Source organism: Acidovorax sp. SUPP2825 (assembly GCF_030158995.1).
GTDB lineage: Bacteria > Pseudomonadota > Gammaproteobacteria > Burkholderiales > Burkholderiaceae_C > Paracidovorax.
This window is the reverse complement of sequence record NZ_BQXK01000009.1, coordinates 88,707-101,007: the sequence shown is the minus strand read 5'-3', so window position 1 is coordinate 101,007 and position 12,301 is coordinate 88,707. Positions and strand designations below refer to the sequence as shown.

10 protein-coding genes and 1 riboswitch are annotated in these 12,301 nt (G+C 69.8%); of the genes, 3 read left to right on the top strand and 7 right to left on the bottom strand.

What is annotated here, in order from left to right; all coding sequences use genetic code 11:
* Positions 1-41: 41 nt before the first annotated feature.
* The 3 genes from AVAK2825_RS13175 to AVAK2825_RS13165 form a co-directional block, all read right to left on the bottom strand.
* Positions 42-653: a bifunctional adenosylcobinamide kinase/adenosylcobinamide-phosphate guanylyltransferase gene (locus AVAK2825_RS13175; RefSeq protein ID WP_284399261.1), complete on the bottom strand. Its 612-nt coding sequence runs from the start codon at positions 651-653 to the stop codon at positions 42-44.
* Positions 650-2,053 carry a cobyrinic acid a,c-diamide synthase CobB gene (locus AVAK2825_RS13170; RefSeq protein ID WP_284399259.1) on the bottom strand — a complete coding sequence of 468 codons (1,404 nt, stop codon included), beginning with the start codon at positions 2,051-2,053 and terminating at the stop codon, positions 650-652. The genes AVAK2825_RS13175 and AVAK2825_RS13170 overlap by 4 nt, the downstream gene beginning before the upstream one ends.
* Positions 2,054-2,126: 73 nt before the next feature.
* Positions 2,127-4,031, bottom strand: coding sequence for a TonB-dependent receptor domain-containing protein (locus AVAK2825_RS13165; RefSeq protein ID WP_284399257.1), 1,905 nt, complete (start codon positions 4,029-4,031; stop codon positions 2,127-2,129).
* 90 nt (positions 4,032-4,121) lie between these two features.
* Positions 4,122-4,366: riboswitch (cobalamin riboswitch) on the bottom strand.
* Between the two features lie 66 nt (positions 4,367-4,432).
* Here AVAK2825_RS13165 and AVAK2825_RS13160 point away from each other — a divergent pair.
* Both AVAK2825_RS13160 and AVAK2825_RS13155 read left to right on the top strand, forming a co-directional pair.
* Complete coding sequence (locus tag AVAK2825_RS13160; RefSeq protein WP_272548299.1) at positions 4,433-4,654, top strand: DUF904 domain-containing protein; 222 nt, start codon at positions 4,433-4,435, stop codon at positions 4,652-4,654.
* Positions 4,651-5,061 carry a cell division protein ZapA gene (locus tag AVAK2825_RS13155; protein WP_284399253.1) on the top strand — a complete coding sequence of 137 codons (411 nt, stop codon included), beginning with the start codon at positions 4,651-4,653 and terminating at the stop codon, positions 5,059-5,061. The genes AVAK2825_RS13160 and AVAK2825_RS13155 overlap by 4 nt, the downstream gene beginning before the upstream one ends.
* A gap of 256 nt (positions 5,062-5,317) precedes the next feature.
* Here AVAK2825_RS13155 and AVAK2825_RS13150 read toward each other — a convergent pair whose 3' ends face one another.
* From AVAK2825_RS13150 to hemN, 4 genes are all read right to left on the bottom strand, one after another.
* The gene (locus tag AVAK2825_RS13150) at positions 5,318-7,795 is read right to left on the bottom strand and encodes a sensor domain-containing protein (RefSeq protein WP_284399251.1); all 2,478 of its coding nucleotides are present in this window, start codon (positions 7,793-7,795) and stop codon (positions 5,318-5,320) included.
* Entirely contained in the window at positions 7,792-9,090 is a 1,299-nt protein-coding gene (locus AVAK2825_RS13145; RefSeq protein WP_284399248.1) for a cyclic di-GMP phosphodiesterase, read from the bottom strand. Before AVAK2825_RS13145 ends, AVAK2825_RS13150 begins: the two co-directional genes overlap by 4 nt.
* Positions 9,091-9,236: 146 nt before the next feature.
* Positions 9,237-9,995, bottom strand: a complete 759-nt coding sequence (locus tag AVAK2825_RS13140) for a sulfite exporter TauE/SafE family protein (RefSeq protein ID WP_284399246.1) — start codon at positions 9,993-9,995, stop codon at positions 9,237-9,239.
* A gap of 17 nt (positions 9,996-10,012) precedes the next feature.
* Complete coding sequence (gene hemN, locus AVAK2825_RS13135) at positions 10,013-11,395, bottom strand: oxygen-independent coproporphyrinogen III oxidase (protein ID WP_284399243.1); 1,383 nt, start codon at positions 11,393-11,395, stop codon at positions 10,013-10,015.
* 177 nt (positions 11,396-11,572) lie between these two features.
* On the opposite strand from hemN, the gene fnr reads away from it, so the two are divergent.
* The gene (fnr, locus tag AVAK2825_RS13130) at positions 11,573-12,292 is read left to right on the top strand and encodes a fumarate/nitrate reduction transcriptional regulator Fnr (protein WP_272564148.1); all 720 of its coding nucleotides are present in this window, start codon (positions 11,573-11,575) and stop codon (positions 12,290-12,292) included.
* Positions 12,293-12,301: the final 9 nt, after the last annotated feature.

The window sequence follows — 12,301 nt, the reverse complement described above, 5'->3', positions numbered from 1 at the left end:
GCGAGCGGCATGGCAGCGCAGGCGTTGCAAGAAGCGGTGCGTCATGGCGTGTCCTTCAACGTGAGCGGCAGGCCCGCCGCGACCAGGGTGACGCGCTGGCAGGCCTCGGCCACGCGCTGATTCAGGCTCCCCAGTGCATCGACGAAGGCGCGCACCTCGCGGCCCATGGGAATCACGCCCAGGCCGATCTCGTTGCCCACCAGCACCACCGGGCCGGGGGACTGGCTGATTGCTCCTAAAAACATAGCGCACTGCCCTAGCCAATCATGCGCTGGAGGCTGATTTGGCTCCAAACCCTCCGAGACCGGCGCTGGGGCCGGGGCCGGCATGAGCCAGTTGGTGAGCCAGAGCGTGAGGCAGTCCACCACGATCAGCGTGTCGGCGCTGCCGTGGCGGGCGATGGCGCGGGCCAGGTCGAGCGGCTCTTCCAGCGTGCGCAGGCCGGGCACGCGCTCGGCGCGGTCGCGCTGGTGGCGCGCGATGCGTTCGCGCATCTCGTCGTCCCAGGGCTGCCCGGTGGCGATCAGCAGCGCGCGGTGCGTGGGCGAATCGGCCAGCCACTGGCGCGCCAGCAGCTCGGCGCGGCGCGACTTGCCGCTCTTTTGGCCGCCCAGGATCAGCTCGCTGGCGGCGATGGGGCCGGGGCCGCTCATGCCGCCCCCCGTGGCGCATCCGGGCCGGCGCCCAGCAGGGCCGCCACCGCGCGCGGGCTCGACGGAAACCAGGCGTGGAAGTAGCTCGCGTGGATGCTGCCGTGGCGGTACAGCGCCTCGCCCGGGCCGGGCGGCCCCGCGTGCGCGGGCCGCTCGGTGCGCCCCCGCACCGGGGCCGGGCTGTCGCAGGTGGAGTAGTGGAAGGTGTGGCCGCGCAGCACGTGACCATCCACGTCCAGCTGCTGCGGCCCCAGGGCCGCCAGCCGCTTTTGCATGGCCACGCGGCCCGGCAGCAGCCCCCACAGGGGCCGGTGCTGGCCGTCGGCCAGGGTGATCGATTCGAACAGCGCCATCATGCCGCCGCATTCTGCCCACACCGCGCGGCCGGCCTGCACGTGCGCCCGCAGGCTGGCCTGCATGCCGGTGTGGCCAGCGATGCGGTCGGCATGCAGCTCGGGGTAGCCGCCGGGCAGCCAGAGCGCATCGCACGGCGGCAGCGCGGCATCGGCCAGCGGCGAAAACCGCACCACCCGCGCGCCCAGCGCCGCCAGCGTGTCCAGGTTGGCGCGGTAGATGAAGCAGAACGCCGCATCGTCCGCCACCGCGACCGTGCGGCCCTCCAGCAGCGGCGGCACGGGCTCGGGCCGCTCGGGCGCGGCAAAGCGCACGGCCCAGCGCTGCAGTTCGTGCGGTTGCAGGCGGCCCAGCGGCGTGGCCGCCAGCGCATCGGCCGCGGCGTCCAGCCGCGCCAGGCCATCGGCCAGCTCGTGCGCGGCCACCAGGCCCAGGTGCCGCTCGGGCAGCAGGCCAGCCCGCGCCCGCACGGAGGCGGAAGGCTTGGTCGCACCGTCCTGGGCATCCCGCTGCACGCGCGGCAGCGCGCCCAGCCAGTCCGCGGGATCGTTGAGACCTGCGCGCAGCAGGTCGGCATGGCGTTCGGTGGCGACGCGGTTGGCCAGCACGCCGGCCCATGGCAGGCCCGCGCGGTAGTGCCGCAGGCCGTGCACCACGGCCCCCAGCGTGGCGCCCATGGCCGACGCATCGACCACCGCCAGCACCGGCAGCCCGAAACGCTGCGCCAGATCGGCCAGGCTGGGGGCGCCGTCGAACAGGCCCATCACGCCTTCGATGAGGATCAGGTCGGCCTCGCGCGCGGCGGCATGCAGGCGCTGCGCGATGTCGGCCTCGCCGGTCATCCACAGGTCGATCTGGTGCACCGGAGCGCCGCTGGCCAATTGGTGCCAGCAGGGGTCGAGGAAATCGGGGCCGCACTTGAAGACCCGCACCCGGCGCCCCTGGCGCGCGTGCAGCCGCGCGAGCGCCGCCGTCACGGTGGTCTTGCCCTGGCCGGACGCGGGTGCGGCGATGGCGATGGCGGGACAGCCCACGCTGCCCGCCATGCCAGCCGCTTCTTCTTCTCGCGCTGCTTCTCCCCTCGCCCTCATGGGTTCTTCATCGCTGGCCGCGCCGCGGTCATTGCGGCGCCCATTTGAGGCCCGCATAGAACGTGCGCCCCGCAGTGGCGTAGGTGCGGGCCAGCTGGTAATCCTTGTCGGCCAGGTTGTCCACACGCGCCAGCAGCGTCACGTCGCGTGCGATGCGCGTGCTGGCATACAGGTTGACGAGCGTGTAGCCGCCCAGCACCGTGGTGTTGGCCGCAGTGTCGAAGCGCCGGCCCGAGGCCTGCACTTCGGTGCCCAGCGTCCAGCCGGCGATCTGGGTGTCGGCTCCCAGCGTGCCGTGGCGCTTGGAGCGGCGCGCCAGCAGCCGGCCCGTGTCTTCGTCGCGCGGGTTCTGGAAATCCACCGATCCACGCAACTGTACGCCGGCCACCTTGTACGAGCCTGACAGCGTCACGCCGTCGTACTTGGCGCGCGCCGTGCTGGCATAGCAGCCGAAATTGGACGGGCAGCCGCCCGCCCCACCGAACACGATGAGGTTCTTCACGCGGTTGCGGTAGGCCACGGCCGAGAAGGTGCCGGCGCCCTCGGCCCAGCGCAGGCCCACCTCGGCATTGCGGCCCTCTTCCGGCTTGAGCGATGCCAGGCCGTATTCGCTGAAGCGCTGGTACAGCGTGGGCGCGCGGAACGAGGTACCCACGGACGCGGTGGCGCGCCACTGCGGCGTGATGGCATAGCCGTATGCGGCGCTGCCGGTGTTCTGGCCGCCGAACTCGCTGTCGGAGTCGTGGCGCACGTTGAACTGCAGCGTGTGGCCGCCGGCATTGAAACCGTAGCCCAGCGCGAGCGCATCCTGCGAACGCTTGCGGTCGATGGGCGCGTTCTCCAGGTGGTCCTCGCGGCGCTCCAGGGCCGCCGTCACCAGGTGCGAGCCCTGGCGCCATTCGTTCTGGAACAGGTAGCCGCGCAGGCGCGTGTCGGAGAGGTACACGGAAGGCCGTGTCTCGTAGCGGTCGCGCGAGTCGGTGACCGACATGCGGGTGGTGTACTGCGGGCTCCACTTCGCGGCCCAGTTCAGGCCGAGGGCGTGCATGCGGTGCAGGTTGCGGTCGTCGTTGCCCAGCGGCAGGGTGTCGTAGCCGGAGTTCATCTCGCTGGCCACCAGCGTGCCTTCCAGGCGGTGGACTGCATCGATCTGCAGGCCCACCCGGGCGTTGCCGGACGTGCGGCGATAGCCGTCCTTGTCGGGGTTCTGCGTGGCGACGGTGCGGGCGTTGAAGCCCTGGCTCGTCTCGCGCGCCAGGCCCACGGCGTAGTCCACCGCGCCGGTGGCGCCGCTCACGCCGGCCTCGGCCTTGTAGGTGCCCTGGCTGCCCACGCCGACGCCCACGTAGGGGGCGGTGCCGGCCTCGCCCCGGCGCGTGAAGATCTGCACAACGCCGCCGATGGCGTCCGAGCCGTACACCGCGCCGGCCGGGCCGCGCAGCACCTCGATGCGATCGATGACGGCCAGCGGAATGGCCTCCCACGGCGCGCCGCCGGTGGACTGCGAATCCATGCGCACGCCGTCGATGTACACGGCCGTGAAGCGCGTCTCGGCACCACGCAGGTACAGGCTGGTGGCGCTGCCCGGGCCGCCGTTGCGGACCATCTCGACGCCGGGCAGGCGGGCCAGCACGTCGGCCAGGCCGGTCGCGCCGCTGTTCTCGATGGCCTCGCGGTCCAGCACGGACACATCGGCCACCAGGTCGGCCAGCGGCTGGGGCGTGCGCGTGGCAGCCACCACGGTTTCGCCCAGGGAGGGCACGCGCTGGTTCTGCGCCAACAGCACGGGGGCATCCTGCGCGTGGGCGGCGGGTGCGGCGGCGAACGCGAGGGCCAGGGACACGGCCAGGGCGGCAGGCCGCAGGGGCGAAGAAGGGGAAGGCACGGCGGCGGCAATGGCAGCGGCGCGCGCGGGGAACAAGGGCTTTTTCATGGAAACAGACAGACTGGCAAACATCCCCGCGCCGGCTTCCCCGCCGGCATTGGGCGAAACAGCCGCGCCTTCAGGACCATGGCAGTCCCAAGCGCGGCCACGTTGTTGGCCGGTATCCGGGCTGGCGGAGCGCCCTCCAGCGCCTTCCCAGGCGCTTGTTCAAGGCGTCCAGTGGCTCATGGCTGGAGAGTGAGTCGAAGAAAAGGGCCGACTCGTCCGCTGACCGTTGCGGGGGCAGCGCAGGCACGGCGCGCTCTGGCGAACGCAACCTTCCTGCTTCCCGTTGAACTGCAGCATGCGAACCATGCTGCGAGCACCAACCCGTGGATTTTACGGGTGTTGCAGCCTGTAAACGCCGCCGGATGGGCGGGTGGTGGCGCCAACCCTACAATCGCGGCTGTATGGATCCATCCTCCCCCATCGACCAGATCGCCGAACGCGTGGAGCGGCTGCTGTTGCGCCATGCGGAACTGCAACGCGCCAATGCCTTGCTGACCGCCCAGGTGGTCCATCTCACCCAGGAGCGAGACTCGCTCAAATCCCGGCTCAACACCGCCCGCGCCCGTGTGGACGCGCTGCTGGAGAGCCTGCCCGCGACGCCCCCCTCGAAGGACGCCGAATGAAGCAGATCGAAGTCCAGATCATGCAGCAGAGCTATCTGCTGGGCTGCCCCGAGGGCCACGAATCGCGCCTGCTGCAGGCCGTGGAACGCGTGGACACCGCGATGACGCGCATCCGCGATGCCGGCAAGGTGCGGGCCCGCGAGCGCATCGCCGTGCTGGCGGCGCTCAACCTGGCCTTCGAGATCGCCGACCGCGAAGAGGCCGACCTGGCCTCCGCTGCGCAGGCCCAGGCCGCAGCCCCGACGGAGCCCGCGCCACTGGCCCCGGCCGCCGGTCCGCAATCCGCCGATGGCTTGGCGCCATCGCACGCCTCTCACGCCTCGCTGGCGGGCGACCCGTCCGGCCAGATGCAGTTGCTGCTGCGCCGCCTGGACGATGCGCTCGGCGACGACGGCCGCCTTCTTTAAGAAACGTTACGCAACGGCCGCTCGCGCGCCGTGGATGCAGCGCCTACAATGGAGACGTCTGCGGTGCTGCCGGGCTTTATATTTCCTTGAACCAATGCTCATTGAGCACGGGCTTGGTACATTGCCCGGTGAGCGTGATCATCTCGCGTCAGATGAACCCAACGCCTGGCTGCCCTCGCCCACCTGAACCCCCGGTTCAGGATGCCGGTCCGGTGGCATTCGCAGACACCTGTTTCCCCCCGCGGCCCGGCGGTCTTCACGCCGGCGTCGACAGTCCCCACGAATAGCTCTGGCGGCTCGCCAGCAGGTTTCTGAAGGCTTCGGCCGGCATCGCCGGCGCGCACAGATACCCCTGGAAATAACGGCAGTCCATCTGCTCCAGCGCCATGCGCTGCTGCTGGGTTTCCACGCCCTCCGCCACCACTTCGATGTGCAGCGCGCGCCCCATGTGCACGATGGCATTGATGATGGCGCGGTCGCCGTCGTCGTCCGGCAGGCCCCGCACGAACGACTGGTCGATCTTGAGCTTGTGGATCGCCAGCTTCTTCAGATAGGCCAGGCTGGAATAGCCCGTGCCGAAATCGTCGATGGCCAGGCCGATGCCCAGCTCGGCGAGCGCCTGCAGGCGCTGCTCCATCTCCTGCGCGTCCTGCAGCAGGATGGTTTCGGTCAGCTCCAGTTCGAGCAGCGAGGCCGGCAGCCCGTGCTTGAGCAAAAGCTGCGTGAGCCGATCGACGAAATCGGGCTGGCGAAATTCCAGCGCCGACACGTTGACGGCCATCACGAGCGGCGAGCCCGAGCGCATCCAGCGCGCGGCCTCCTGCACGGCCTGCTCCATGACCCATGAACCCAGCGTGATGATGTAGCCGGACTCTTCGGCCAGCGGAATGAAAACGCCCGGCGAAATGGGCCCCAGTTCCGGATCGGTCCAGCGCAGCAGCGCCTCGGCGCCCACCACGCTGCCGGTCGCCATGGCGACCTGCGGCTGGTAGTGGACCACCATGCGCTGCTGCCCCAGGGCCTGTCGCATGGCGTGTTCGAGCTTCATGCGCGACAGCAGGTCGGCATTCATCTGCGGCTGGTAGAAGCCGTAGCTTCCGCGGCCACGCTCCTTCACGCGGTACATCGCGGTGTCGGCCTGCTTGATGAGGTCGTCCAGCGTCTCGCCGTCCTGCGGGTACAGCGCCACCCCGATGCTGCACTGGATGGAAAACCCCATGCCGTCGAGCATGAAGGGCCGCAGCATGTCCTCGAGCATGCGGCGCGCCACGCCTTCGGCGATCGCGGCATCGCCCCCGTGCAGGTACACCACGAACTCGTCGCCGCCCAGGCGGCACAGCATGTCGCTCTGGCGCAGGCAGCCCTGCAGGCGCTTGGCCACGATCTGCAGCACGCGGTCGCCGAACAGGTGGCCCAGGGAGTCGTTGATGATCTTGAAACGGTCCAGGTCCACGAACAGGATGGCGAAGGTGCCGGCGTCCGGGCGCGGTCCCTGCTGGATCGCGTCGATGGCTTCGCCCACGCGGCGCGACAGGCGCAGCCGATTGGGCAGGCCGGTGAGCACGTCGCTGTAGGCCAGTTCCTCGATGCGCGTGCGGGCCGCGTGCTGTTGCGTGAGGTCGCGCATGAAGCCGATGCTCTGAAGCGCATTGCCCGTCTCACTGCGCAGCACCACCCACGACAGGTGCACCGCGCAGGCCCGTCGCGCGGCCCCGTTCGCGCCGCCCTCGGGCAGGCGCAGCTCGCCCTCCCAGAAGCCGTCGCGCTCCCACGCCGCCAGGACGTGTTCCATCCAGCCGGGCTGCGCGCCCTCGGCTCCGAAGAGCGAGACCGCGGGCACGCCCTGCAAGGCGACCGCGGGCGCGCCGATCAGCCGCTCGCAGCTCGGGTTCATGCGCACGATCTGGTGCCGATCGTCGGCGATGAAGATGGCGTCCAGGCTGGAGTCGAACACCCGCGCGGCCAGCCGCAGGCTGGCCTGCGCCTCGGCGTTGAGCGTCACGTCGCGGAACGAGAACACCCGACCCACGGGCCGGCCCTGGCTCAGCTGCGGCACCGAACGGCGCTCGATGATGGTGCCGTTGAGCAGGTGCAGGATGTCGGTGGTCTCGCGGCCCGGCTCCAGCGCGATGGACGACAACCGCGCCCGGTAGGCATCGGCATTGGCCACCTGCTGCTGCATGTGGGCCACCACGGCGGCGTCGTTGCGCTGCACGAGCAGGTTCTCGGGCATGTCCCACAGCTGCGCCAGCCGCTGGTTGAAGGCCCGCATGCGCCCGCCCATGTCGCACACCAGAATCCCATCGGCCGCGGAGTCGAGCGTGGCGCGCAATTCGGACAGCAGGATTTCCAGCTCGCGCTCGGTCGAGGCCTGCTCGCGGCGATCGATCATGGTCACCAGCAGCAGTGCCTCGCCCGCGGGCGAATCCACGCGCGACACGCGCCGGTCCACCGGAATGAACTGGCCATCGCCCCCGAGCAGGCCGGAATGCGACTGGATGCCGCGCATCAGCGCATCGCGGTCCTGCGCCCAGAAGTACAGGTCTTCCGGCGTGCAGGCCAGCAGTTCGACGGCGTCCGCACCTTCCATGGTTTCGGGGGAGCGCCCGAGCAGCGCGGCCGCGCTCTGATTGGCGAAGCGCACCGTGAGCCCCTCGGGCTCCACCAGCCACACGGCCTCCAGCAAACCGTCGAACACGGCGCGCCACACGCTGCCTTGCGGACCGCGGATCACGTCCGGGCCCCGGTCGGCGCGGCGTCGACGGCCCGTTCGAAGTAGTAGCAGATCCTCTTGCGGGGCGACAGGTAGTCGAGCGCATCGCGCGGCAGTTGCGCGGGCCGCAGGCTGCGGCGGATGCCCAGCGCCGGCTGGTCTTCCAGGTCGATCACCAGGGCATCGTCCTTGGAGACGCCGGACTCGTGCACGATCACCTTGGGCCGCAGCGGGCGGGCGGAGTTCACGGCCGTGACGATGGCGTAGCGGTCGTCCACGAGCTGCACGATCGAGCCCGGCGGGTACACGCCCATCATGCGGATGAAGGCCCGCAGGACCACGGCATCGAAACGGTGCTTGTGCTGCGCGAAGATCACCGACAGCGCCTCGTGCGGGGTCAGCGCGTTGGCGCCCCGCAGCGGGTTGCACAGCCGGTCGTAGTAATTGACCAGGGCCAGCACCTGCCCTCCGCGGGAGATGTCGGCCCCTTTGAGCTGGAGCGGAAAGCCCGTGCCATCGGCCATTTCATGGTGATGCGCGATGGCTTCGATGACGGCGGTGCTCAGGCCCATGCGCTCTGCCAGCACGACGGATTCGCCGACATGCGCCTCGTACAGGGCCTGGTCGGCCGGGCCCAGTGCGGAATGCGGCTGGGCCACATGGGGCGGCAGCGTGATCTTGCCCAGGTCATGCAGCAACGCGGCGGCGCCCAGGGGCTGCAAGTCGTCGCCTAACAGGCCCAGGGCCTTGCCCAGCAGCAGCGACAGCACCATCACGTTGACCGAATGCAGCGCCGCGCGCGTGCCCACCCGCTCGGAGAGCAGGCGGATGGCGGAGTCGCCCTGGTCGAGCAGTTCATCCACGCAGCTGGACACCAGCGCGTTGGTGGAGGCACGCGCCTCCGAAGGGTCCTGCTCGGCGCTGGTGGCCAGGCGCTCGTACACCCGCGTAGCGCGCGCGAAGCGCTCGTCGCAGGCGGCCAGGGAGCGGCTCTGCGCCTTGATGCGCTCGCGGAACTCCGCCATGGAGGCCTGGGCGATCGAAGGCCCTGTCTCCACGGGCGCCCGGGCGGCTTCGGTCACGGGATCGGGGGCGGAAGGATGGCCGGGCGGCAACAGGCCCTGCACCGACGGATCGCTTTTGGAAGGAATCCACCGCACCTGGGACAGGCCCAGGGCGGCGAGGGTACTGATCTGCTCCGGCGAGGCGATGCGGAAACTGCTGACCGGAAAAGGGTGGTTCATCCAGCCCAGATCGAGCTGAATGTACATGCCTACACGCAGCCGGCCGACATCGATGAGAAGGGGATTAGTCACTTTCGGGGGGCGCCGGAAGGCGCCACGGGGACGCCGGGGTATTGGTAACCATTATCACCAGTTAATACACCCCCGAATCAAATGTCAAAAACTTCACGAACCCCGATCACGATAGCCGTTGTTAACCCCCTGTTCGAAGGGCTTGGCTAGAGACACCAGGGCTCGGCCTGGCGGTGGAAAACGTCCATCCACAGCCCCCAGGCGGCAATTCCGAACAGCAACAGGCCGGACAGCCGCACGCCCCACCCTCCTCGGGCATCCCCGGCAGCACCACCGCCCCGCAGCCGCTGCCAGAGCCACTGGCCGGCCACCAGCCAGGCCGTGCCACCCACGCCGAAGCAGACCATGGCCAGCGCCCCGCGCCAGGGGTTTCCGGTCAAGGCCGCGAGCAGCAGCGCGGAATACAGCAGGCCGCAGGGCATGCAGGCCCAGGCCAAGCCCGTGGAAAACAGGCCGCCGGGCGAGCGTACCCAGGGGGCGACGCGCTGCCACAGCACGCGCCCCGCGTGGTCCACCCAGGCCGGCTGACGCGCCTGGAACACCAGCAGCACGGCCCAGGCGAGCACGGCGACGTGCAGCAGCGTCCAGGCCGGCCGCAGCGCAGCCGCCTGCTGGGTCAGCCAGGCCAGGCGGTCCATGGCCCAGGCCGCCATCGCGCCCGCCAGGGCGTACCCGGCCAGCCGACCCAGATGGAAGGCCAAGGGCCGTGCCCACACGCGCCCCGCCGGCAAAGCCGCGCCACGGCCCGCCCACCGCACCGGCTGCGCCCCCCCGCTTGGCGCGGTGGTCTGGCCCAGGCCACCCGCGCGCACCAGCGCGCCGCAGGGCGCCGCGCACATCGCCAGGCAATGCGGACCGCCCGCCAGCCCCATGGTCAATGCGGTCCAGACCAGGGTGTCAGGCATGGCGGCGTCCTTCCGGTTCAGATGATGCGGGAAAAGCGCGCTCGGTTGCGGTCGGCCTGCAGGTAGCGGTCGAACAGCATGGCCACGCCGCGCACGAAGAACCAGCCCATGGCCGTGACCTCGATGCCTTCCTGGCCGAGCACGACCAGGCCCTGTGCCTGCAGGTCTTCCAGCGCCTGCAGTTCGGTGGCGAAGTACTGCCGGAAATCGATGAGCCACGCTTGCTCCACCGGCTCGAACAGCACCTCGCCCTGGCACATCAGCGCCATGATGACGGAGCGGCGAACGAGGTCGTCGCGCGTGAGCGCCAGGCCGCGCACGACCGGCAGGCGCCCCTGGTTGATGAAGTCGTAGTACTCGTCCAGCGTCTTGGCGTTCTGGCTGTAGGTGGCGCCCACGCGGCCGATGGCCGACACGCCCAGGCCGAGCAGGTCGCAATCGGGCTGGGTGCTGTAGCCCTGAAAGTTGCGGTGCAGCCGGCCCTGGCGCTTGGCCACGGCCAGCGCGTCGCCCGGCAGCGCGAAGTGGTCCATGCCCACATAGACGTAGCCGGCCTCCTGGAACGACCGCAGCGATTGCGACAGCATGGCCACCTTCGACGCCGCCAGCGGCAGGTCGGCCGGCACGATGCGGCGCTGCGGCTTGAAGCGCTCGGGCAGGTGGGCATAGGCATACAGCGCGATGCGGTCGGGCCGCAACCGGCCCACCTGCTCGAGCGTGCGCTCGAAGGACTCGGGTGTCTGCCGCGGCAGGCCGTAGATCAGGTCCACGTTGATGGACTCGAAGCCCAGCGCCCGCGCGCTGGCCACCAGGTCGAAGACCTGGCTCGCCGGCTGGATGCGGTGCACGGCCTTCTGTACTTCGGGGTCGAAGTCCTGCACGCCGAAGCTCAGGCGGTTGAAGCCCAGCTCCGCCAGCAGCGCCAGCCGGCCCGCGTCCACCGTGCGCGGATCGATCTCGATCGAATACTCTCCGCCGGGCGCAAGCGTGAAGCTGCGCTGGAGCATGGCCATCAGCGACCGCAGGCCGTCGTCCGACAGGAACGTCGGGCTCCCTCCGCCCAAGTGCAGTTGGCTCACCACCTGCCCCACGCCGCACTGGGCCGTGTGCAGGTCGATCTCGCGGCTGAGGTAGCGCAGGTAGACCTCGGCCCGCTCGGGGTGGCGGGTAATGATCTTGTTGCAGGCGCAGTAGTAGCACAGCGACTCGCAAAAGGGAATGTGCACATACAGCGACAAGGGCAATGCCTTGGCGGCCGACCCCAGGCGGCGCTGCTGCAGCGCGAGAACGTATTCGTCCTGTCCGAAGGCCTCCACGAACCGGTCGGCGGTCGGGTAGGAGGTGTAGCGGGGGCCGGGCACGTCGAAGCGGCGCAGGAGTTCAGGGGTGACAGCGATCATGGGATTTCCTTGTGCCTGCCCAATGTGCCGCAGCCTTCCCGGGAAACCCTTGACCTGGGTCAAGGGTTCTGCAGGCGCACGCTGCCACAATTGATCCATGACAGGCGCCTTGCGTTCGCCCGGGGCTTTCCACCCTGCCGGCCGCCCGTCCTCCCCTCACCGAAAAGGCCTTTGCCCATGAATCCGCAAACCATCAAAGTGGCATGCTCGAACTGCAACCTTCGCGAGCTGTGCATGCCGCTGGGCCTGAACGATCAGCAACTGCAGCGGATCGACGACATCGTGGCCGTGCGCCGCAAGGTCAAGCGGGGGGCCACCCTGTTTCGCAACGGCGAGCCCTTCAGCTCGCTGTTCGCCATCCGCACCGGCTTCTTCAAGACCTGCGTGGCGACCGAAGACGGCCGCGACCAGGTCACGGGCTTCCAGATGGCCGGCGAGATCATCGGCCTGGACGGCATCGTCAGCGACCACCACACCTGCGACGCCGTCGCGCTGGAAGATGCCGAGGTCTGCGTCATGCCCTTCGACCGCATCGAGGAGCTGTCGCGCGAGGTCACGGCGCTGCAGCACCACGTGCACAAGATCATGAGCCGCGAGATCGTGCGCGAGCACGGCGTGATGCTGCTCCTGGGCAGCATGCGGGCGGAAGAGCGCCTGGCGGCCTTCCTGCTCAACCTGGTGCAGCGCCTGCATGCCCGGGGCTTCTCGCAGTCCGAACTCGTGCTGCGCATGACGCGCGAGGAAATCGGCAGCTACCTCGGGCTCAAGCTGGAGACGGTGAGCCGCACCTTCTCGAAGTTCGTCGAGGACGGCATCGTCGAGGTCAAGCAGCGCCACGTGCGCATCCTGGAGACCGCGGCGCTCAAGCGCATCGTGAATTCGCAGAACTGCCACTGAGCGGCCGGG